Source organism: Burkholderia pulmonis, assembly GCF_984667975.1.
In genome coordinates this window covers 1,087,149-1,108,186 of sequence record NZ_OZ480186.1, presented here as the reverse complement: position 1 = coordinate 1,108,186, position 21,038 = coordinate 1,087,149, and the positions used below count along the sequence as shown (strand labels likewise).

Here is a 21,038-nt window from a genome sequence, read left to right as displayed (position 1 = left end):
GACACGCCAACCCGCGCTCAGGCGGGAAACACGCCCGTGGACAGGTAACGGTCGCCACGATCACAGACGATGAACACGATCGTTGCATTCTCGACCTGGCGCGCGATGCGCATCGCCACTTCGCATGCGCCGCCCGACGAAATGCCCGCGAAGATGCCTTCGACCGCCGCCAGCCGCCGTGCCATCGTTTCCGCCGCGGCCTGGCTCACGTTCTCGACGCGGTCGATGCGGCTGCGATCGAAGATGGTCGGCATGTACGCTTCCGGCCACTTGCGGATGCCCGGAATGCGCGAACCGTCTTCCGGTTGCGCACCGACGATCTCGATCGCCGGATTCTGCTCCTTCAGGTAGCGCGAGTTGCCCATGATCGTGCCCGTCGTGCCCATGGCCGACACGAAGTGCGTGATGCGCCCTTCGGTGTCGCGCCAGATCTCCGGCCCCGTCGCTTCGTAGTGCGCAACGGGATTGTCGGGGTTGCCGAACTGGTCGAGGATCACGCCCTTGCCTTCGCGCTGCATCTGCTCCGCGAGGTCGCGCGCCAGTTCCATCCCGCCCTTCAGCGGTGTCAGGATGATTTCGGCGCCGTAAGCCGCCATGCTCTGGCGGCGCTCGACCGACAGGTCCTCCGGCATGATCAGCACCATCTTGTAGCCGCGGATCGCCGCAGCCATCGCGAGCGCGATGCCCGTGTTGCCGCTCGTCGCCTCGATCAGCGTATCGCCCGGCTTGATGCGCCCGCGCGCCTCGGCCTTGCTGATCATCGACAGCGCCGGACGATCCTTCACGGAACCAGCCGGATTGTTGCCTTCGAGCTTCGCGAGCACCACGTTGTTGCGCGCGCGGATCTCGTCGTCCGGCAAGCGGACCAGTTGCACGAGCGGCGTATTGCCGATCGTGTCTTCGATAGTTTTGTAAGCCATGGATATACCGTGAGTACGAGGCCGATCAATCAATCGATTGTAAACCAGCACCGGCGCTCGCGCCGGCAACCCCATTGCGACGATGGAATACGCATGCCGCGCGATTCGCGAGTGCCGCGCACGCCGCCCCACGCAAAAAGCCCGCGGCATGCCGCGGGAAGCCGTCGTAACGACGGCGGCTGAAGGAGCCCTGTGTGAGTTGCGCGCGATGCGTTATTTCTGCGCGGTGCGGGCCGGTGCGGCGGCAGGCTTCGCTGCCGCCGGCTTGCCCGCGGCCTGCTGAGTCGTGCCCGTGCCGGCCGCCCCGATCGTCAGCCCTTCCTGCTGAAGCCGCTCGACGGTGTGCCCGCCCATCCCCTTCACGCGCGATGCGAGATCGTCCGCATTCCTGAACGGACCGCGTGCGCCGCGTTCGTCGAGAATCGCCTTCGCCCGTGCCGGGCCGATGCCCTTGATGCCGACGAGTGCGTCCTCGTTCGCTGTGTTGACGTCGACGGCAGCCCAGGCCGACGCGACTGCGCCGAGCATGACCGCTGCGGCAAACCATTTCCTGATCATGTGCTGGATCTCCGAAGCAAAACGGCCGGCGGCTGCCGACCGTGAGACCCAGTCTAGCGATGCAACGCGTTCGTTTAAACCTGGCCGGATAGCCAACGAACGTAGCGGTCGACGCCTTCCTGCACGGTCAGGAACGGCGCGTCGTAACCGGCCGCGCGCAGTTTCGTCTGGTCGGCCTGCGTGAAGCACTGGTACTTGCCGCGCAGCGCATCGGGGAACGTCACGTATTCGATCAATCCCTGCTCGACCTGCTGCGCGAGCGTCAGGGGCGGCTGGTTGTCGAGCGCACGCAACGTGTTCACGACCGTCGACGCGATATCGTTGAACGGCTGCGCACGCCCCGTGCCGAGATTGAAGATGCCCGACTTCTCCGGATGATCGAAGAAGAACAGGTTCACCTTCGTCACGTCCTCGACCGACACGAAATCGCGCGTCTGCTCGCCTGGCGCATAACCGTTGTACTCGCCGAACAGCTTCACCTTGCCTTCCGCGCGGAACTGGTTGAAGTTGTGGAACGCGACCGACGCCATGCGTCCCTTGTGCGTCTCGCGCGGGCCGTACACGTTGAAATAGCGAAAGCCCGCGATCTGGCTCTTCGCGCCCGGCAGCACGCGACGGATCACCTGGTCGAACAGGAACTTCGAATAGCCGTACACGTTCAGCGGTGCCTCGACGTCGCGCTCCTCGACGAAACGCGTCGAACCGCCGTAGATCGCGGCCGACGACGCGTACAGGAACTGCGTGCCCTGCGCGAGACAGGTATCGAGCACCGCGCGGCTGTAGCGGAAGTTGTTGTCCATCATGTAGCGGCCGTCGGTTTCCATCGTGTCCGAACAGGCGCCTTCGTGGAACACCGCGCGCACCTTGCCGAAATCGCCGCGCGCGAAGCGTTCGACGAATTCCGTCTTGTCGAGATAGTCGTCGATCTCGCAGTCGACGAGATTCCGGAACTTGTCCGCACGCGTCAGGTTGTCGACCGCGATGATGCGCGTCTCGCCGCGCTCGTTGAGCGCCTTGACGATGTTCGCGCCGATAAAACCGGCTGCGCCGGTGACGATGAGGGTCATGATCGTCCTGCCTGAAAAGTGCGAGCCATTCGTGCGGCGCGCTCGTCGCGCCGCCGGATGCGCTCAGTGAAACAGTTCGTCGTAATCCACCGTGGCCGTGCCGAGCTTGCCGACCACGATGCCTGCCGCGCGATTCGCGAGCACGACCGCGTCGACGAGCGGCACACCGGCGCCGAGCATCGTCGCGACCGTCGCGATCACGGTATCGCCCGCGCCCGACACGTCGAACACCTCGCGTGCAAGCGCCGGGGCGTGCAGTTCACCCGTGGCGGAAAAGAGCGTCATGCCCTCTTCCGAACGCGTGAGCAGCAGCGCGTCGATGCCGAGTTCCGCACGCAGATTCGCGACACGCGCCCGCAGATCGTCTTCCGATTTCCATTGCCCGACCACTTCGCGCAGTTCCGCGCGATTCGGTGTGATCAGCGACGCGCCGCGATAGCGCGCCCAGTCGTCGCCCTTCGGATCGACGAGAACAGCCTTGCCGGCCGCACGCGCCTTCTCGATCATCGTCGTGACGTGCGTCAGGCCGCCCTTCGCGTAATCCGACATCAGCACGACGTCGTGCTGCGGCAGCAGCGCGTCGAAGCGCGCGAGCCCCGCGAGCAGCACCTCGTGCGTCGGCATCGCTTCGAAGTCGACGCGCAGCAGTTGCTGCTGGCGCGCGAGCACGCGCAGCTTGATCGTGGTCGGCAGCGCCGGATCGCGTTCGAGATGCGGCGTCACACCGCTGCTGCCGAGCAGCTCGACGATTCGCTCGCCGGGTTCGTCGCAACCGACGACGCACAACAGCCCGGCCTGGCCGCCGAGCGTCACGGCGTTGCGCGCGACGTTGGCCGCGCCGCCGAGCCGCTCTTCCTGACGCTGCACGTGCACGACCGGCACCGGCGCTTCAGGCGAAATGCGATCGACGTTGCCGAACCAGTAGCGGTCGAGCATCACGTCGCCGACGACGAGCACGCGCGCGCGCGCGAGCTGCGCACGCGATACCGGAGCGACTTCGCGAGGAGTATTCATCGTGTGCTCAGCCACGGGTGGACGACTGGGGATCGACATGCGGCCGGCCGATCGCGTAGTAGTCGATGCCCAGCTCGGCCATCGCGTCCGGCTCGTACAGATTACGCCCGTCGAAGATCACCGGCGCCTTCAGTTCGGCCTTCAGGCGCGTGAAATCAGGGCTCCGGAATTCCTTCCACTCGGTCACGATCACGAGCGCGTCCGCACCCGTGACGGCGATGTCTTGCGTCTCGACGAGATGCAGTCGCGCGAGCGCCGCCGCGTCGTCGCCGAAATCCAGCGCGAACACGCGCCGCGCTTCTTCGACTGCGACCGGATCGTAGGCGCGCACGGTCGCCCCACGCTCGAGCAGCGCGGCAATCAGGCGGCGGCTCGGCGCCTCGCGCATGTCGTCGGTATTCGGCTTGAACGCTAGGCCCCAGACCGCGAATTCACGGCCGGTCAGATCCGCGCCGAAACGCTGCTCGATCTTGCCGATCAGCACGTCCTTCTGCGCATGGTTGGCTGCCTCGACGGCCTCCAGGATGCGCAGCGGCTGGCCGTTCTCGCCGGCGGTCCGGATCAGCGCCTGCACATCCTTCGGGAAGCACGAGCCGCCGTAGCCGACGCCGGCATACAGGAAGTGGTAGCCGATGCGCGGATCGGAGCCGATCCCGCGGCGCACGGCCTCGATGTCGGCACCGACCTTGTCGGCGAGATTCGACATCTCGTTCATGAACGAGATGCGCGTCGCGAGCATCGCGTTGGCCGCGTACTTCGCGAATTCCGCCGAACGCACGTCCATGTAGATCGTGCGCTCGTGGTTGCGGTTGAACGGCGCGTAGAGCTTCTTCATCTTCTCGCGCGCGATCGTGCCGGTTTCGTCGCCATCGACGCCGATGATGATCCGGTCCGGACGCATGAAGTCCTCGACCGCGGCGCCTTCCTTCAGGAATTCCGGATTCGACACGACCGAGAAGCGATGCGCGACGCTGCCCGCGAGCCCGCGTGCGGCAAGCGCTTCGTCGACCACGGCATGCACGCGCTGCGCGGTGCCGACCGGCACCGTCGACTTGTCGACGATGACCTTGAAGCCCGTCATGTAGCGGCCGATGTTGCGCGCGGCCTCGAGCACGTATTGCAGATCGGCCGAGCCGTCCTCGTCGGGCGGCGTGCCGACTGCGATGAACTGGATCTCGCCGTGCGCGACGCTCGCCTCGATGTCGATCGAGAAGCGCAGGCGCCCCGCCGCGCGGTTGCGCGCGATGATGTCCAGCAGCCCCGGTTCATGAATCGGCATCCCGCCGTTGTTCAGGATGTCGATCTTGCGCTGATCGACGTCGAGACAGAAGACGTCGTGACCGATCTCCGCGAGGCAGGCGCCCGTGACGAGGCCGACATAGCCGGTGCCGATGATGGTGATTTTCATAGATGTTCCGGTACTTCCCGGTAATTGACTAACTTGGCCGCCGGGACAAGCCCGACGGCAACCGCAGCGCGTTGGCTCCGCGTACCGGGATCAGCCCGGCATCGCAGGTTCGACGCGGCGCGGCGCATAGGTTTCCCAGCCGCTGCATCCAGGGCACTGCCAGTAGAAGAGCCGTGCCCGGAAACCGCAATTCTGGCACGTATACCGTGGCAGATTTTTCGTGCGCTGCTTGATCAGCGCACGCATCATTTCAAGTTCCTTACGACGCGGTTCGTCGGCCGCCGCGATCTGCGCATCGAGCAGGTGCAGCATCCCCGACAGGTTCGGCGATTTCTCCATCTGCGCGCGCGCGAGCGTGTGCGCCTCGTCCTGGCCGCGCAACCCGGCGATATGCTGGTACGCGATGTCGAGCAGATCGTTCGACGGATAGCGGTCGACATACCCCATCAGCAATTCGGCGCCTTCCACGTTCTTGCCGAGCGCGACGTACGCCTTCATCAGCTTGTCGGCGACGAGCGGCAGATACGCCGGGTTCTGCGCCTCGACGCGCTTCCAGTGCTCGATCGCGGCTGCGTGGTCGCCGGCCGCCTCGGCTGCGTCGCCGGACAGGATCGTCGCGCGCACGTTCTGCGGGTTCACGGTCAGCGCGAGCCGCAGCTGCTCGGCCGCGGCTGCCGCATTCTTGCGCTGCAGCGCGTCCTGCGCGAGTTCGCAGTGAAATTGCGCAATCTCGGTACCGAGCGGTTTGTCGCTCATCGACTCGATGCGCTTCGCGGTATCGATCGACTTGTTCCAGTCCTTCTCGATCTCGTAGATCGTCAGCAGCGCCCGCTGCGCACCAAGCGCGTAGTCGCCGTCGGCAAGCTTGTGGAATGCCTCTTCGGCGCGGTCGAGCAGGCCGGCCTTCAGGAAATCCTGGCCGAGCTCGTACAGCGCGTGGTCGCGCTCGTTGACCGGCAGGTCGGTGCGGCTCAGCAGGTTCTGGTGCACGCGGATCGCCCGGTCGGTCTCGCCGCGGCGGCGGAACAGGTTGCCGAGCGCGAAGTGCAGCTCGACCGTCTCGGGATCGAGCTTGGCGACCTCGATGAACGCGTCGATCGCCTTGTCGGGTTGTTCGTTCAACAGAAAATTCAGGCCGCGAAAATACGAGCGCGGCAGGTTGGCACTCTCCGACAGGAGATTCTTCAGGTCATAGCGTGACGCCGCCCAACCGAGCGCGAACGCGACCGGAATCGCGAGCAACCACCAGAAATCCAGATCCATGCGAAATATCGAAGCAGAGACGAAAACCGCGCGATGATCGCGCGGCGTCCGTGTTAAATGACGGGCGGCATCGGCGGTTGGTCGATGACGGCAGGCGTTTCGCGTGCCGCACGCAGATCACGCTTCAAACGCCCGTTCTCGAGGCGCAGACGGAAGATCGAAGGCAGCGCGGACAACAGGCCGGCCAGCAGCCCCACGGCGAAGAATGCCAGCCCGATCAGGATCAGCGGCGCTTGCCATGCATAGCCGGCAACGAAATTCAGCGTCGCGGTTTGTGTATTGGCCAGCGCAAGCACCAGCAGCAGGACGAACACCAATACCCGGATCAGCCAGACGATAAACTTCATGAAGCCCTCTCTTTGTTGAGGTTTGCCGCGGCGCGCGACTCCCCTTCGTCGCACCGAATCGACCCGTATTGTAAAGGAAGCGTTTCCGCGGCTGCGCACATCCTGCGCGCGCCCGTTGCACGGCCGCCGCCGGAAATGAAAAAAGCGCCCGCAAGGGGCGCTTTTCTTTTCAGCCTTCGCCGGACAGGTTCCGGGCAAACCGAACGACGTTCAACGATCGTCGTCCGGATCGTCAGCCTTCAGCGGTTCACCGGCGCGGCCGTCGACACGTTCGCGCAACTCCTTGCCAGGCTTGAAGTGCGGCACGAACTTCTCGGGCACCTGCACTTTCTCCCCCGATTTCGGGTTGCGTCCGACGCGCGCCGGGCGACGGTTGAGGCCAAAGCTGCCGAAACCCCGAATTTCAATGCGATGCCCTTTCGCCAGGGCGTCGGACATCGCATCGAGCATCGTTTTCACCGCGAAATCCGCATCCTTGAGGACAAGTTGCGGAAATCGCGATGCCAGCTGCGCGACCAACTCGGATTTGGTCATACTTCAGCAGACCTCGTGAGGCTTACTGGTTCTGGCCGTCGAGCTTCGCCTTCAGCAGCGCGCCGAGGTTGGTCGTACCGGTCGCAGCAGCGCTGGAGTCCGACTGCAGGCCGCGGATCGCTTCCTGTTGTTCAGCCGAATCCTTCGCCTTGATCGACAGGTTGATGCCGCGCGACTTGCGATCGATGTTGATCACCATCGCGTTGACCTTGTCGCCTTCCTTCAGCACGTTGCGTGCATCTTCGACGCGATCCTGCGAGATTTCCGACGCACGCAGGTAGCCTTCGATGTCGCCCGTCAGCGTAACGACCGCACCCTTCGCATCGACCGTCTTCACGACGCCGTCAACGATCGAGCCCTTGTCGTTCATTGCAACGTAGTTGCTGAACGGGTCGCCTTCGAGCTGCTTGATGCCGAGCGAAATGCGTTCCTTCTCGACGTCGATACCGAGCACGATGGCTTCGACTTCGTCGCCCTTCTTGTACTTGCGAACAGCTTCTTCGCCAGTTTCGCTCCACGACAGGTCCGACAGGTGGACCAGGCCGTCGATGCCGCCCGGCAGACCGATGAACACGCCGAAGTCGGTGATCGACTTGATTGCGCCCGTGATCTTGTCGCCCTTCTTGAAGTTGCGGCTGAAGTCATCCCACGGATTCGGCTTGCACTGCTTCATGCCGAGGCTGATACGACGACGGTCTTCGTCGATCTCGAGAACCATGACTTCGACTTCGTCGCCCAGCTGGACAACCTTCGACGGCGCAACGTTCTTGTTGGTCCAGTCCATTTCCGACACGTGGACGAGGCCTTCGATGCCCGATTCCACTTCGACGAATGCGCCGTAGTCGGTGATGTTCGTGACCTTGCCGAACAGGCGCGTGCCCGACGGGTAACGGCGCGAGATGCCTTCCCACGGATCGTCGCCCAGTTGCTTGATGCCCAGCGAGACACGGTTCTTCTCTTGGTCGAACTTGAGGATCTTCGCGGTGACTTCCTGGCCAACCGACAGGACTTCGCTCGGGTGACGCACACGACGCCATGCGATGTCGGTGATGTGCAGCAGGCCGTCGATGCCGCCGAGGTCGACGAACGCGCCGTAGTCGGTGATGTTCTTGACCACGCCGTTGACGATCGCGCCTTCCTTCAGCGTCTCGAGCAGCTTCGCGCGCTCTTCGCCCTGGGTTGCTTCGATCACTGCACGACGCGACAGCACGACGTTGTTACGCTTGCGATCGAGCTTGATCACGCGGAACTCGAGCGTCTTGCCTTCGTACGGGGTCGTGTCCTTGACCGGACGCGTGTCGACCAGCGAACCCGGCAGGAACGCGCGGATGCCGTTGACCATCACGGTCATGCCGCCCTTCACCTTGCCGGTGATCGTGCCGGTGACGAGTTCGTTGTTGTCGAGAGCCTTTTCCAGCGACAGCCACGATGCAAGGCGCTTCGCCTTGTCGCGCGACAGGATCGTGTCGCCGTAGCCGTTTTCGAGTGCGTCGATCGCGACGGACACGAAATCGCCCGACTGCACCTCAACCTCGCCCTGATCGTTCAGGAATTCCTCGATCGGAATGTAAGCCTCGGACTTCAGGCCTGCATTGACGACCACGAAGTTGTGGTCGACGCGCACGACTTCGGCGGAAATCACTTCGCCGGCGCGCATGTCTTGGCGGGTCAGCGACTCTTCGAACAGAGCCGCGAAAGATTCAGTATTCGGGGTAGAGGTTTGCAGGTCGGACATAAAAATCTGATTGTGCATGGCTCGCTGTGCCACGCCGGCCGGAATGGCAGGCTGAAAGGGCCAGATCGAGGACCACACGGGGTTAAGGGTTCGAAACACGCTCCGCGCTTGCGACGCGGAGCACCTACCGCTACCCGCCTTCTCAGGCGGGCTGGCCGAGTGCCCGGTACCACTGCAGCACCTGGTCGACGGCTTCATCGACCGAAAGTGCCGACGTATCGAGCAGCCTGGCATCTGCTGCGGGCTTCAGCGGCGCGGCTGCGCGATTGCTGTCGCGCGCGTCACGTTCACGAAGATCCCGGAGCAAGTCATCTATATTAGCAGAAAAACCTTTTTGCATCAATTGCTTATGCCGTCTGGTCGCGCGCGCCTCCGCGCTGGCCGTCAGGAACACCTTCAGCACGGCGTCCGGGAAGATCACGGTGCCCATGTCGCGGCCGTCGGCGACGAGGCCCGGGGTCTTGCGGAATGCGCGCTGGCGCGCGACGAGCGCGGTGCGCACGGGCCCGTGCACGGCAATGGCCGACGCGCGATTGCCGACCGCCTCGGCACGGATGTCGTTCGACACGTCGACGCCGTCGAGCTGCGCGCAGCCCTCACGGAACGTAATGTGCAGGTCGTCGATCAGCTTCACCAGCGCGTCGATGTCCTCCCCCGCGATGCCGTAGCGCACGCTCGCGAGCGCGGCGAGCCGGTACAGCGCGCCGCTGTCGAGCAGGTGAAAGCCGAGGTGCGCGGCGACGAGCGCCGCGACGGTGCCCTTGCCGGAAGCGGTCGGGCCGTCGATCGTGATGACGGGAGTCGGGTGAAAGGGTCGGGTCGATTTCATCGGAACAGTCGGGTCAGGCTTTGGCGAGCGCGGCGAAGCGGTCGAAATAGTCGGGGAACGTCTTGCCGACGCACTTCGGATCGTTGATCCGCACGGGCACGCCGCCCAGGCTGACGAGCGAGAAGCACATCGCCATCCGGTGATCGTCGTACGTATCGATCGCCGCGTTCGGCGTGAGCTTTTCCGGCGGCGTGACGACGAGATAGTCGGGACCTTCCTCGACGATCGCGCCGACCTTGCGCAGCTCGGTCGCCATCGCGGCGATGCGATCGGTCTCCTTCACGCGCCAGCTCGCGATGTTGCGCAGCGTGCTCGTGCCGTTCGCGAACAGCGCGGCAACCGCGATGGTCATCGCCGCATCGGGGATCAGGTTGAAATCCATGTCGATCGGTTCGAGCTTGCCGTGGTCATGGCCTATGCCGCGCACGTCGATCCAGTCGTCGCCCATCGTCACGTTCGCCCCCATCTGCATCAGCGCGTTCGCGAAGCCCACGTCGCCCTGGATGCTCGCCCGCCCCACGCCTTCGACGCGCAGCGGGCCGCCGCCGAGCGCGCCGGCCGCGAGAAAGTACGACGCGGACGACGCGTCGCCTTCGACCATGATCCGCCCCGGCGAGCGGTAGCGGACGCCGGCCGGCACGACGAAGCGTTGCCAGCCGTCGCGTTCGACGATCACGCCGAAGCGCTCCATCAGGCGAATCGTGATGTCGATGTACGGCTTCGAGATCAGCTCGCCGTCGATCTCGACGACGGTCTGGCCGTCCTTCGCCTTCACGAGCGGCAGCGTCATCAGGAGCGCCGTGAGGAACTGGCTCGACACGTCGCCGCGCACGCGGATCGGCGCGTCGACCGAGATCGCCGCAGCCTTGATCCGCAGCGGCGGGAAGCCTTCGTTCAGTTCGTAATCGATCTGCGCGCCGATCTGCCGCAGGCCGTCGACGAGATCGCCGATCGGCCGCTCATGCATGCGCGGCACACCGTGCACGCGGTAGTCGCCGCCGTTCACCGCGAGTGCGGCGGTCAGCGGTCGCACGGCCGTGCCCGCGTTGCCGAGGAACAGGTCGGCCGTCTTTGCGGTAAACGCACCGCGCGTGCCGGTGACGACACAGGTGTCGCCGTCGCGCGCCAGCTTCACGCCGAGCTTGTCGAGTGCGTCGAGCATCACGCGCGTGTCGTCGGAGTCGAGCAGGTTGGTGATCGTCGTTTCGCCTTCGGCCAGCGCCGCGAGCAGCAACACGCGGTTCGAAATGCTCTTCGAGCCGGGCAGGCGCACGGTGCCCGATGCGCTGGAGTACGGGCCGAGATCGAGATAGTCCATGGGAATCGTCCTGTTATTTCTTGACCGGTTCGGCGGCGGGCGCACCGCCGCGCTCCTGCCATGCCTTGCGTGCAGCGCGCGAGCGCGTGAACACGGCTTCGAGCGCCTCGCCGTCGCCGGCATCGATCGCCGCACGCAACCGCGTCAGCACGCGCGTGTAGCCGTCGAGCTCGTCGAGCAGCGCCGCGCGGTTCGCGACGCACACGTCGCGCCACATTTCCGGATTCGACGCCGCGATGCGCGTGAAATCGCGGAAGCCGCCCGCCGCGTACGAGAATTTCAGTTCCGCGTCGGCCTCGCCGAGAATCTGCTCGACGAGCGCGAACGACAGCACGTGCGGCAGATGGCTGATCGACGCAAACACGCGATCGTGCTGTTCGGTGCTCATCGTGCGCACGTCGGCGCCGGTCGCGCGCCACATCGCGTCGATTCGCGCAACGGATTCCGTCGCGTTCTCCGGTAGCGGGCACAGCACGACGTTGCGGCCGACGTACAGGTCCGGCAATGCGGCCTCGACGCCGCTCGACTCGCGGCCGGCGATCGGATGCCCCGGCACGAATTGCACGATCCGCGCACCGAGCGCATCGCGCGCAGCCGCGACGACGTCGGACTTGGTACTGCCCGCGTCGGTGACGATCGTCGCATCGTCGAGCCACGGCGCGATGCGTGCGAGCAACGGGCCTGTCTGCGCGACGGGCGCGGCCAGCAGGACGAGATCGGCGCCGGCCAGTGCGTCGCGCAATTGCGCATCGTCGTCGAGCGCCGCGGCGCGATCGATCACGCCGAGCGACAGCGCGCGCTCGACCGAGGCGCGAGAACGACCCACGCCGACGATCTCGCCCGCGCCTCCCGGCGCACGCTCGCGCAACGCGCGTGCCAGCGACCCGCCGATCAGGCCGACGCCGAAGATGACCAGTTTGTTGAATGCAAAGCCTGACACGACAAGAGCCAAGTTACGCGTGCGAAACGACACCCCGCACGCGGAATTCCAGATTCCGGGCAACGGGCCCGCACCCGGCGCAACCTGCACCGGATGCCGCCCGAACCCGCCTTCGGCAGCGCCGACCGGCCTGCCCTGCCCGCCTGGCCGCCACGCCTGCACGAGCAGGCGCCGGGCCACCGCGCATCAGCGTGCGCGCGGATACGAACCGAGTATCTTGAGGAATGCGGCCTTCTGGCCGAGTTCCGCGAGCGCGGCCGTAACCGACGCATCGTCCCGGTGCCCTTCGATGTCGATGTAGAAGTAATACTCCCACGTGCCGACGCGCGCCGGACGCGACTCGAAGCGCGTCATCGACACGCCGTGCCGCGCAAGCGGCTCGAGCAGCTTGAACACGGCGCCCGGCTCGTTCTTCACCGACACGATCAGCGACGTCTGGTCGTGACCGCTCTGGCCCGCCGGCTGCTTGCCGACGATCACGAAGCGCGTGCGGTTGTGCGGATCGTCCTGGATCAGCGAGAACGCGATCTGCAATCCATAGTGCGCGGCCGCGCGGTCGCCCGCGATCGCCGCGACGGTCGGATCGGCCGCCGCGAGACGCGCGGCCTCCGCGTTGCTCGCCACGGCCTGCCGCTCGAGCTGCGGCGCATTCGCCGCCAGCCACTGCTGGCATTGCGCAAGCGCCTGCGCATGCGCGCAGACACGCTTCACGCCGTCGAGCGTGCCGCCCTGCGTGAGCAGGTTGTGATGGATGGGCAGCGCGAGTTCGCCGCTGATCAGCAGTTGCGTCTGCAGCAGCAGGTCGAGCGTGCGCGACACGGCACCCTCGGTCGAATTCTCGACCGGCGCGATGCCGAATGCGGACGCACCGGCCTCGACCGAGCGGAACACCTCGTCGATCGACGGACACGGCAGCCCTTCGATCGACTGGCCGAAATACTCGAGCATCGCCTGCTCGCTGTACGTACCGACCGGCCCGAGGAACGCAACGTGGATCGTCTGCTCGAGCGCGCGGCTCGCCGCCATGATCTCGCGCCAGATGGCGCCGATGTGCTCGCTCGCGAGCGGCCCGGCGCTCATGTCCTGCAGCCGCGCGATGACCTGCAGCTCGCGCTCCGGCCGGAACACCGGCGCGTTGAAATGCTTCTTGACCTCGCCCACCTCCAGCGCCACCTCGGCGCGCTGGTTCAGGAGCGCGATCAGCTGCGCATCGATCGCGTCGATGCGATCACGCAGCGGTTTCAAGCGGGAATTCAGTTCGTCGTCCATGCGTTTTGCCGTACTGTTTGGGCAGCGCCGCCGTCAGGCACCGCGCTGCTCGAAGTCCTTCATGTACTCGACGAGCGCTTTCACGCCCTCGAGCGGCACCGCGTTGTAGATCGACGCCCGCATGCCGCCGACGGACTTGTGGCCCTTCAGCTGCAGCAGCCCGCGCGCCTTTGCGCCGGCAAGGAAGTCTTCGTTGCGCGTTTCGTCGGCCAGGAAAAACGGTACGTTCATTCGCGAACGTACTGCCGGCTCGACCTTGTTCAGATAGAAGCTGCTCGCATCGATCGTGTCGTAGAGCAGCTTCGCCTTTTCGATATTGCGGGCCTCGATCGCTTCAAGGCCGCCCTGCCGCTTCAGCCACTGGAACACGAGGCCCGCGATGTAGATCGCGTAGGTGGGCGGCGTGTTGTACAGCGAGTTGTTCTCGGCAACAGTCTTCCATTCGAATGCCGACGGGCAGATCGGCAGCGCGCGATCGAGCAGATCCTCGCGCACGATCACGACCGTCACGCCGGCCATCCCGATGTTCTTCTGCGCGCCGCCGAACATCACGCCGTATTTCGCGACGTCCATCGGGCGCGACAGGATGTGCGACGAGACGTCCGCGACCAGCGGCACGTCGCCGAGATCGGGGATCTCGAACGTCTCGACGCCGTCGATCGTCTCGTTGGTGCACAGATGCACGTAGGCCGGATCGTCCGACAGCTGCCATTCGGCGCGCGCGGGCGCACGCGTGAAGCCGCCTTCCGTCTTGCCGGTTGCAGCAAGATGCGGCGTGCAGTACTTCTTCGCCTCGTTGAACGACTTCTGCGACCACGACCCCGTCACGACGAAGTCGGCCGTCTTGCGCGGGCCGAGCAGGTTCATCGGCACGATCGCGTTTTCCGCGATGCCGCCGCCCTGCAGGAACAGGATGCGGTGGCTGGCCGGCACGCCGAGCAGGTCGCGCAGGTCGGTCAGCGCGCCCTCGTGGATCGACGTGAACTCCTTGCCGCGATGGCTCATCTCCATCACGCTCATGCCGCTGCCGTGCCAGTCGAGCATCTCGTCGGCGGCCTGCCGCAGCACTTCCTCGGGCATCGCCGCAGGACCGGCGGAGAAATTAAAGACGCGCATCGTGAAAACCTCGGAGGGACGCGACCGGCTTGCCGCCGGCAGAACGCGCCAGAAAAGAAATGGCCGCTTGCGCTCGCGCGCAAACGGCCATTATCGCACTGTCGCCAGGCTCCCGCCAAACCCGGCCGAACGGCCGGGGGCGTGCCCGGACGGCTTTACTTGCCCGGCTTGACTGCTGCAACTTCCTTGTCAGCCTGCGTGCGCGTCGCCTGGATCGCTTGCGGCATGTACTTCTGCATCAGGCCGTTGACCACGTCGCGACCGACCTGATCCTGAACCTGGATGAACTTGCGGCCCGTCGGGCTCTTGTAGAACGTCGTCAGATCCTTGATCTCCGACGTGCTGTAGTACTTCGCGTATGCGTCGTACTGAGCCGACATCGCATCGTTCTGGAACTGCTGCGTGCCGAACACCTTGCCCGCGCCGTCAACCAGCTTCGGCACCGAGTTCTTCTGCAGCGTCGGAACGGCAGCCTGCTTCTGCTTGTCGTTCAGCGTCTTGTTTTCCGACAGCGCGTCCGACAGGATCGCCGGCACGAGTTGCTTGGCCTGCATTTCGGCGCTGTTGCCGATTGCCGACACGAGCTTCGGCGCGTCGATCGCGTCGAGCAGATCCTTGATCGCAGCCTTCTTGTCGGCGTCGATCGGCGCAGCTGCCGCCGGAGCAGCCGGTGCGGAATTCGACAGCGCCTGCGCCATCGCGAACGTCGGCACCAGTGCAGCCAGCAGAACCAGTTGCTTGAATTGCTTTTGCATCATCACTCCCTTTTGGAAATATGAATGGTTGCTCGCCGGCCGCGGCGCTTTTCGCCCGCGGCGGCTAGAGTCTCATCCGTTCTTCAGGCTTCGCCGTCCGACGCCTCGTCGGCCTCGCCATCGCCCTCTTCAGCCTCCGCGATCTGCTGCAGGCCGGAGAGCTTGGTACCCTCATCGAGACTGATGAGTGTAACACCTTGCGTAGCGCGCCCCATCTCGCGAATCTCGGATACGCGGGTGCGAATCAACACGCCGGCCGTCGTGATCAGCATGATCTGATCCTCGGCGTCGACGAGCGTTGCGGCCACCACCTTGCCGTTACGCTCGGACGTCTGGATCGCGATCATACCCTTCGTGCCGCGGCCGTGACGCGTGTACTCGGTGATCGGCGTGCGCTTGCCGTAGCCGTTCTCGGTGGCGGTGAGCACGGTCTGCTCTTCGCTGCCGGCGACCAGCAGCGCGATGACCTGCTGCCCGTCCTCGAGCTGCATGCCGCGCACGCCGCGCGCCTCGCGACCCATCGGACGCACGTCGTTCTCGTCGAAGCGCACGGCCTTGCCGGAATCCGAGAACAGCATCACGTCGTGCGCGCCGTCGGTGATCGACGCACCGATCAGGTAGTCGCCGTCGTCGAGGCCGACCGCGATGATGCCCTTCTTCATCGGACGGCTGAATGCCTCGAGCGGCGTCTTCTTCACGGTGCCGAGCGACGTCGCCATGAAGATGAACTTGTCGGCCGAGAATTCCTTGACCGGCAGCACAACGTTGATCTTCTCGCCTTCCTGCAGCGGGAACATGTTGACGATCGGGCGGCCGCGCGAATTGCGCGAGCCCTGCGGCACTTCATAGACCTTGACCCAGTACACGCGGCCGCGGTTCGAGAAGCACAGGATGTAGTCGTGCGTGTTCGCGATGAACAGCGTCTCGATCCAGTCGTCTTCCTTCATCTGCGTCGCCTGCTTGCCGCGGCCGCCGCGCTTCTGCGCGCGGTACTCGGACAGCGGCTGCGACTTCACGTAGCCCGCGTGCGACATCGTGACGACCATGTCCTGCGGCGTGATCAGATCCTCGGTGTTCAGCTCGGTCGCGTTCAGCTCGATCTTCGAACGACGCGCATCGCCGAACTCGGCCTTCACCGAGGTCAGCTCTTCGCCGATCATCGTCGTGATCCGCTCGGGGCGCGCGAGGATGTCCAGCAGGTCGGCGATCTGCGCCATCACTTCGCGGTACTCGCCGATGATCTTGTCCTGCTCGAGGCCGGTCAGGCGCTGCAGACGCATCTGCAGGATTTCCTGGGCCTGCGTGTCGGACAGACGGTACAGCCCGTCGGTCTGCATGCCGAACGCCGGGTTCAGGCCTTCCGGACGATACGCGGAGCGACCGCCCGCCGATGCGTTCTCGGCCTCGGCACGCGTCAGCATCTCGCGCACGAGCGACGAATCCCACGGCTGCGCCATCAGCTCCTGCTTCGCGATCGGCGGCGTCGGCGCAGCCTTGATGATCGCGATGAACTCGTCGATGTTCGCGAGTGCGACCGCGAGACCTTCGAGCACGTGGCCGCGTTCGCGGGCCTTGCGCAGTTCGTAGATCGTGCGGCGCGTCAGCACTTCGCGTCGGTGCGACAGGAAGCACTGCAGGATTTCCTTCAGGTTCAGCAGCTTCGGCTGGCCGTCGACGAGCGCGACCATGTTCATGCCGAACGTGTCCTGCAGCTGCGTCGCCTTGTACAGGTTGTTCAGCACCACTTCCGGCACTTCGCCGCGCTTGAGCTCGATCACGACACGCATGCCGCTCTTGTCGGACTCGTCGCGGATGTCGGAAATGCCTTCGAGCTTCTTCTCGTTGACGAGCTCGGCGATCCGCTCGAGCAGCGAGCGCTTGTTCACCTGGTACGGCAGCTCGTCGACGATGATCGCCATCCGCTGGCCGCGGTCGATCTCCTCGAAGTGCGTGGCCGCGCGCATCACGACGCGCCCGCGCCCGGTGCGGTAGCCGTCGCGCACGCCGGCGACGCCGTAGATGATGCCGGCCGTCGGGAAGTCCGGTGCCGGGATGATCTCGATCAGCTCGTCGATCGTCGCTTCCGGGTTGCCCAGCAGATGCTGGCACGCGTCGACGACTTCGTTCAGGTTGTGCGGCGGGATGTTGGTCGCCATGCCGACCGCGATGCCCGACGAACCGTTGATCAGCAGGTTCGGGATGCGCGACGGCAGGACCGACGGCTGCGTTTCGTTGCCGTCGTAGTTCGGCTCGAAATCGACCGTTTCCTTGTCGATGTCGGCGAGCAGTTCGTGACCGATCTTCGCCATGCGAATTTCGGTGTAACGCATCGCCGCGGCATTGTCGCCGTCGATCGAGCCGAAGTTGCCCTGCCCGTCGATCAGCATGTAGCGCAGCGAGAAGTCCTGCGCCATCCGCACGATCGTGTCGTAGACCGCGGTATCGCCGTGAGGGTGGTATTTACCGATCACGTCGCCGACGATACGCGCCGACTTCTTGTACGCGCGGTTCCAGTCGTTGTTCAGTTCGTGCATCGCGAACAACACGCGCCGGTGCACGGGTTTCAGGCCATCGCGGACATCCGGGAGGGCACGTCCGACGATCACGCTCATCGCGTAATCGAGATACGAACGGCGCATTTCCTCCTCTAGGGAGGTGGGCAGGGTCTCTTTGGCGAATTGATCCATGTATCCGTATCGTTTCGGAGCGAAGACGGCGAACGCCTTTCGCGTGGGCGCTGCATGCGCAACGCAACGCGAGATTCTAACATGCGCCCATCAGCCGCCAATTCGCCTCCCCCTCTATATATAAATAGCAAAAATCGCGACCACGGCGAATCGACCGAAATCACGCGCGACGCGATGTCGCAGCCAATTGAATCGCGCCTGTTTCACGCGCACGAGTAAACAACTGCGCGCAGTCGCGCAATTTCGCCGCCACGCTCTTGACAATCTCTAAAAGTTACGGCAGGTCGGTGTTGCGCATGCACCACAAAGTTGGAGCGATCTTAGGGTGGGGAGGATTTTTTTTCGTAGGAAGGGAACGATATGGCAAAATGCCAACGCACTGAAAGTTAGACGCTGCTCGAAGTCTACACAGGAGCGGCCCCGCGTTTTTTGTGCCGCACCAATGTTATACTTCGAGCAATGTATGACTTGTCACCGTCAACAGGCTCGCAGTAAACCTGCGGTAATCTCAATTTCGAGAGGAGAAATATGAATAAACTTTCAAAGCTCGCGTTCATTGCAGCTACCGCAGTTATGGCTGCATCCGCTTCGGCACAGTCGGTGCCGGCGTCGCGTCAAGCCGTCAATGACAACTGGGTGAACGGCACGGGCGAATGGGTGTGGATGAACGGCACGAACGAGCTCTGCTGGCGCGATGCGTTCTGGACGCCGGCCACCGCCAACGCGAAGTGCGATGGCGCACTGGTCGCCCAGGCACCGCAGCCGCCGGTCGCTCCGGTCGCTCCGGCCATCACGAGCCAGAAGATCACGTATCAAGCTGACGCACTGTTCGACTTCGACAAGGCAACGCTCAAGCCGCTGGGCAAGCAGAAGCTGGACGAGCTGGCTGCGAAGATCGAAGGCATGAACACGGAAGTGGTCGTCGCAACGGGCTACACGGACCGCATCGGTTCGGACAAGTACAACGACCGTCTGTCGCTGCGCCGTGCGCAAGCCGTGAAGTCGTACCTGGTCAGCAAGGGTGTGCCGGCCAACAAGGTCTACACGGAAGGCAAGGGCAAGCGCAACCCGGTTACGACTGGCTGCAACCAGAAGAACCGCAAGCAACTCATCGCCTGCCTCGCACCGGATCGCCGCGTGGAAGTCGAAGTGGTTGGTACGCAAGAAGTCCAGAAGACGACCGTTCCGGCAAACTAAGCCGCGGTTTTCGACTGCTTCAAAGCCCCGCTCCGGCGGGGCTTTTTCTTTGACGCCCGTCCCGGCGCTCGCCGCTTCACCGCTCGTCCGCTTCTTATATACTCGGGGCTGACGAATCGCAGCACTGCCCTCCTCCCGTAGCCCGCTTGCCGACATGACCAACGCCGATCCGCACGAACTCCAGAAATTCAGCGACCTCGCCCATCGGTGGTGGGATCCGAACGCCGAATTCAAGCCGCTGCACGACCTGAATCCGGTCCGGCTCGGCTGGATCGATGCGCATGCGCACCTGGCCGGCAAGCGTGCGCTCGACATTGGCTGCGGCGGCGGCATCCTGTCGGAATCGATGGCCGGACTCGGCGCCGAGGTGAAAGGCATCGACCTGTCGACCGAGGCGCTCGGCGTTGCCGACCTGCACAGCCTCGAAAGCGGTATTTCGGTCGACTACGAGGCGATCGCCGCCGAAGCGATCGCCGCGCGCGAACCGGGCACCTACGACGTCGTCACGTGCATGGAGATGCTGGAGCACGTGCCGTCGCCCGGCGACGTCGTCGCTGCGTGCGCGACGCTCGTGAAACCGGGCGGCTGGGTGTTCTTCTCGACGCTGAACCGCAACCTGAAGTCCTACCTGTTCGCCGTGATCGGCGCGGAGTACATCGCGCAGATGCTGCCGAAGGGCACGCACGATTACGCACGCTTCATCCGCCCGTCGGAACTCGCCGGCTTCGTGCGCGCGACCGATCTGCACATCGTGGAGATCAAGGGCATTTCATATCACCCGATCGGCAAGCGCTTCGCGCTGTCGAACGACACCAACATCAACTACCTCGTCGCGTGCCGCCGCGGCGCGTGACCCTCCGACCGGCATGACGACTCCCCTTTCGATCGCACGGGCCGCAGACGAACCGCGCCTGCTGCACTGCGATGCCGTACTGTTCGACCTGGACGGCACGCTCGCCGACACGGCGCCCGATCTCGCGGCAGCCGTCAACAAGATGCAGCGCGAGCGCGGCCTGCCCGAAACGTCGCTCGACGTGTTGCGACCGCTGGCTTCGGCCGGTGCGCGCGGCCTGCTCGGCGGCGCGTTCGGCATCGATCCGCATACGCCCGGCTACGACGCGATGCGCGACGAATTCCTGACCAACTACGCGACGGATCTCTGCGTGCATACGACGCTGTTCCCCGGCATCGGCGACATGCTCGACGAACTCGATGCGCGCGGCGTGCGCTGGGGCATCGTCACGAACAAGGCGATGCGGCTCACCGCGCCGCTCGTCGATCGGCTCGGCCTCGCGCCGCGCGCCGCCTGCGTGGTCGGGGGCGACACGACGCCGCACCCGAAGCCGCACCCGGCCCCGCTGCTGCATGCCGCCGATCAGTTGACGATCGCGCCCGCGCGCATCGTCTACGTCGGCGACGACCTGCGCGACATTCAGGCCGGCAGCGCTGCCGGCATGGCCACGATCGCGGCCGCGTACGGCTATTGCGGCGACGGCGTCGCGCCGGCCGACTGGCAGGCGCAGCATCTCGTCGACACGACGCAGGAACTGCGCGAACTGCTGCGCGATGTTGGGCTATAATGTTAGATCTTATCCGCGGGGGCGACCTGGTTTCGACAGGGGTTGTGAAGCGGCTAGGGCATGTCGAGGACCCGTCACCTCGTTAATCAATGGGAAAATCGTAACTGCAAACGACGATACGTTCGCACTGGCAGCCTAACGGCCGCCGTCCTCTGCCTAGTTCACTGACGGGCTAGTGTCGCAAGACCGGTAGCAATACCGCCAGAGGTCATTTACGTCAGTTAAGCCCTGTCGGCGTCGCGACGCCAGGGTCGAAAACCTAGCGAATCGCCGTAGTGCAGCGTGTTCGTCCGCGTCGCTGCGGTTAAATCAAAAGACTGGACTAAACATGTAGAACTAGTCGTAGAGCGCTTCTGGACGCGGGTTCGATTCCCGCCGCCTCCACCAAACACTCGCCAAACGTTCACCACGTTTGACCAGAAAACCCCGCCGGGCTTGGCTCCGCGGGGTTTTTTATTGCAAACTACCACCAAGAACCCCCATCTACAGCCACCCGTTGCC

Annotated in this window: 19 protein-coding genes and 1 other RNA gene; 4 read left to right on the top strand and 16 right to left on the bottom strand. The window is 64.6% G+C overall.

Annotated features, from left to right (window positions below; all coding sequences use genetic code 11):
* Positions 1–17: 17 nt before the first annotated feature.
* From cysM to gyrA, 16 genes are all read right to left on the bottom strand, one after another.
* Entirely contained in the window at positions 18–920 is a 903-nt protein-coding gene (gene cysM / locus AC5LXK_RS05190) for a cysteine synthase CysM (protein WP_493390612.1), read from the bottom strand.
* 213 nt (positions 921–1,133) lie between these two features.
* On the bottom strand, positions 1,134–1,478 hold the full coding sequence (locus AC5LXK_RS05185; protein WP_493390611.1) for a ComEA family DNA-binding protein: 345 nt from the start codon (positions 1,476–1,478) through the stop codon (positions 1,134–1,136).
* Positions 1,479–1,552: 74 nt separating this feature from the next.
* Positions 1,553–2,545 (bottom strand): ADP-glyceromanno-heptose 6-epimerase, encoded by a 993-nt coding sequence (gene rfaD, locus AC5LXK_RS05180; protein WP_493390610.1) that lies wholly within the window; start codon positions 2,543–2,545, stop codon positions 1,553–1,555.
* Between the two features lie 63 nt (positions 2,546–2,608).
* Entirely contained in the window at positions 2,609–3,559 is a 951-nt protein-coding gene (gene rfaE1, locus AC5LXK_RS05175; protein ID WP_493390609.1) for a D-glycero-beta-D-manno-heptose-7-phosphate kinase, read from the bottom strand.
* Positions 3,560–3,566: 7 nt separating this feature from the next.
* On the bottom strand, positions 3,567–4,967 hold the full coding sequence (locus tag AC5LXK_RS05170) for a UDP-glucose dehydrogenase family protein (RefSeq protein WP_493390608.1): 1,401 nt from the start codon (positions 4,965–4,967) through the stop codon (positions 3,567–3,569).
* 90 nt (positions 4,968–5,057) lie between these two features.
* Positions 5,058–6,230 (bottom strand): lipopolysaccharide assembly protein LapB, encoded by a 1,173-nt coding sequence (lapB, locus tag AC5LXK_RS05165; RefSeq protein ID WP_493390607.1) that lies wholly within the window; start codon positions 6,228–6,230, stop codon positions 5,058–5,060.
* A gap of 53 nt (positions 6,231–6,283) precedes the next feature.
* Positions 6,284–6,577 carry a lipopolysaccharide assembly protein LapA domain-containing protein gene (locus AC5LXK_RS05160; RefSeq protein ID WP_012328123.1) on the bottom strand — a complete coding sequence of 98 codons (294 nt, stop codon included), beginning with the start codon at positions 6,575–6,577 and terminating at the stop codon, positions 6,284–6,286.
* Between the two features lie 210 nt (positions 6,578–6,787).
* Positions 6,788–7,111 carry an integration host factor subunit beta gene (locus tag AC5LXK_RS05155; protein ID WP_011544886.1) on the bottom strand — a complete coding sequence of 108 codons (324 nt, stop codon included), beginning with the start codon at positions 7,109–7,111 and terminating at the stop codon, positions 6,788–6,790.
* 22 nt (positions 7,112–7,133) lie between these two features.
* The gene (gene rpsA, locus AC5LXK_RS05150; protein WP_011351335.1) at positions 7,134–8,846 is read right to left on the bottom strand and encodes a 30S ribosomal protein S1; all 1,713 of its coding nucleotides are present in this window, start codon (positions 8,844–8,846) and stop codon (positions 7,134–7,136) included.
* A gap of 142 nt (positions 8,847–8,988) precedes the next feature.
* Positions 8,989–9,675, bottom strand: coding sequence for a (d)CMP kinase (gene cmk, locus AC5LXK_RS05145; protein ID WP_493390606.1), 687 nt, complete (start codon positions 9,673–9,675; stop codon positions 8,989–8,991).
* Between the two features lie 13 nt (positions 9,676–9,688).
* Positions 9,689–10,993, bottom strand: coding sequence for a 3-phosphoshikimate 1-carboxyvinyltransferase (gene aroA / locus AC5LXK_RS05140; RefSeq protein WP_493390605.1), 1,305 nt, complete (start codon positions 10,991–10,993; stop codon positions 9,689–9,691).
* 13 nt (positions 10,994–11,006) lie between these two features.
* A complete protein-coding gene (locus AC5LXK_RS05135) occupies positions 11,007–11,933 on the bottom strand; it encodes a prephenate dehydrogenase (RefSeq protein ID WP_493390604.1) in 927 nt (308 codons plus the stop codon).
* A gap of 186 nt (positions 11,934–12,119) precedes the next feature.
* A complete protein-coding gene (pheA, locus tag AC5LXK_RS05130) occupies positions 12,120–13,202 on the bottom strand; it encodes a prephenate dehydratase (protein WP_493390603.1) in 1,083 nt (360 codons plus the stop codon).
* A 33-nt stretch (positions 13,203–13,235) separates the two neighbouring features.
* Positions 13,236–14,318, bottom strand: coding sequence for a 3-phosphoserine/phosphohydroxythreonine transaminase (serC, locus tag AC5LXK_RS05125; protein ID WP_493390602.1), 1,083 nt, complete (start codon positions 14,316–14,318; stop codon positions 13,236–13,238).
* A 155-nt stretch (positions 14,319–14,473) separates the two neighbouring features.
* Complete coding sequence (locus AC5LXK_RS05120; protein ID WP_059236858.1) at positions 14,474–15,073, bottom strand: DUF2059 domain-containing protein; 600 nt, start codon at positions 15,071–15,073, stop codon at positions 14,474–14,476.
* Positions 15,074–15,156: 83 nt separating this feature from the next.
* A complete protein-coding gene (gene gyrA / locus AC5LXK_RS05115) occupies positions 15,157–17,760 on the bottom strand; it encodes a DNA gyrase subunit A (RefSeq protein WP_493383714.1) in 2,604 nt (867 codons plus the stop codon).
* 528 nt (positions 17,761–18,288) lie between these two features.
* On the opposite strand from gyrA, the gene ompA reads away from it, so the two are divergent.
* From ompA to ssrA, 4 genes are all read left to right on the top strand, one after another.
* Complete coding sequence (gene ompA / locus AC5LXK_RS05110) at positions 18,289–18,957, top strand: outer membrane protein OmpA (protein WP_493390601.1); 669 nt, start codon at positions 18,289–18,291, stop codon at positions 18,955–18,957.
* Between the two features lie 154 nt (positions 18,958–19,111).
* A complete protein-coding gene (gene ubiG / locus AC5LXK_RS05105; protein WP_493390600.1) occupies positions 19,112–19,810 on the top strand; it encodes a bifunctional 2-polyprenyl-6-hydroxyphenol methylase/3-demethylubiquinol 3-O-methyltransferase UbiG in 699 nt (232 codons plus the stop codon).
* A gap of 13 nt (positions 19,811–19,823) precedes the next feature.
* The gene (gph, locus tag AC5LXK_RS05100) at positions 19,824–20,537 is read left to right on the top strand and encodes a phosphoglycolate phosphatase (protein ID WP_493390599.1); all 714 of its coding nucleotides are present in this window, start codon (positions 19,824–19,826) and stop codon (positions 20,535–20,537) included.
* 17 nt (positions 20,538–20,554) lie between these two features.
* Positions 20,555–20,924, top strand: a transfer-messenger RNA (tmRNA) gene (gene ssrA, locus AC5LXK_RS05095).
* Positions 20,925–21,038: the final 114 nt, after the last annotated feature.

What these genes read in the sequence shown, in the direction of transcription:
- gph (WP_493390599.1), top strand. Translation starts at nt 19,824, where the DNA reads ATGACGACTCCCCTTTCGATCGCACGGGCCGCAGACGAACCGCGCCTG.
- ompA (WP_493390601.1), top strand. Translation starts at nt 18,289, where the DNA reads ATGAATAAACTTTCAAAGCTCGCGTTCATTGCAGCTACCGCAGTTATG.
- AC5LXK_RS05160 (WP_012328123.1), bottom strand. Translation starts at nt 6,577, where the DNA reads ATGAAGTTTATCGTCTGGCTGATCCGGGTATTGGTGTTCGTCCTGCTG.
- aroA (WP_493390605.1), bottom strand. Translation starts at nt 10,993, where the DNA reads ATGGACTATCTCGATCTCGGCCCGTACTCCAGCGCATCGGGCACCGTG.
- pheA (WP_493390603.1), bottom strand. Translation starts at nt 13,202, where the DNA reads ATGGACGACGAACTGAATTCCCGCTTGAAACCGCTGCGTGATCGCATC.
- AC5LXK_RS05185 (WP_493390611.1), bottom strand. Translation starts at nt 1,478, where the DNA reads ATGATCAGGAAATGGTTTGCCGCAGCGGTCATGCTCGGCGCAGTCGCG.
- AC5LXK_RS05170 (WP_493390608.1), bottom strand. Translation starts at nt 4,967, where the DNA reads ATGAAAATCACCATCATCGGCACCGGCTATGTCGGCCTCGTCACGGGC.
- gyrA (WP_493383714.1), bottom strand. Translation starts at nt 17,760, where the DNA reads ATGGATCAATTCGCCAAAGAGACCCTGCCCACCTCCCTAGAGGAGGAA.
- cmk (WP_493390606.1), bottom strand. Translation starts at nt 9,675, where the DNA reads ATGAAATCGACCCGACCCTTTCACCCGACTCCCGTCATCACGATCGAC.
- cysM (WP_493390612.1), bottom strand. Translation starts at nt 920, where the DNA reads ATGGCTTACAAAACTATCGAAGACACGATCGGCAATACGCCGCTCGTG.
- AC5LXK_RS05155 (WP_011544886.1), bottom strand. Translation starts at nt 7,111, where the DNA reads ATGACCAAATCCGAGTTGGTCGCGCAGCTGGCATCGCGATTTCCGCAA.
- lapB (WP_493390607.1), bottom strand. Translation starts at nt 6,230, where the DNA reads ATGGATCTGGATTTCTGGTGGTTGCTCGCGATTCCGGTCGCGTTCGCG.
- serC (WP_493390602.1), bottom strand. Translation starts at nt 14,318, where the DNA reads ATGCGCGTCTTTAATTTCTCCGCCGGTCCTGCGGCGATGCCCGAGGAA.
- rfaE1 (WP_493390609.1), bottom strand. Translation starts at nt 3,559, where the DNA reads ATGAATACTCCTCGCGAAGTCGCTCCGGTATCGCGTGCGCAGCTCGCG.
- rfaD (WP_493390610.1), bottom strand. Translation starts at nt 2,545, where the DNA reads ATGACCCTCATCGTCACCGGCGCAGCCGGTTTTATCGGCGCGAACATC.
- AC5LXK_RS05120 (WP_059236858.1), bottom strand. Translation starts at nt 15,073, where the DNA reads ATGCAAAAGCAATTCAAGCAACTGGTTCTGCTGGCTGCACTGGTGCCG.
- rpsA (WP_011351335.1), bottom strand. Translation starts at nt 8,846, where the DNA reads ATGTCCGACCTGCAAACCTCTACCCCGAATACTGAATCTTTCGCGGCT.
- ubiG (WP_493390600.1), top strand. Translation starts at nt 19,112, where the DNA reads ATGACCAACGCCGATCCGCACGAACTCCAGAAATTCAGCGACCTCGCC.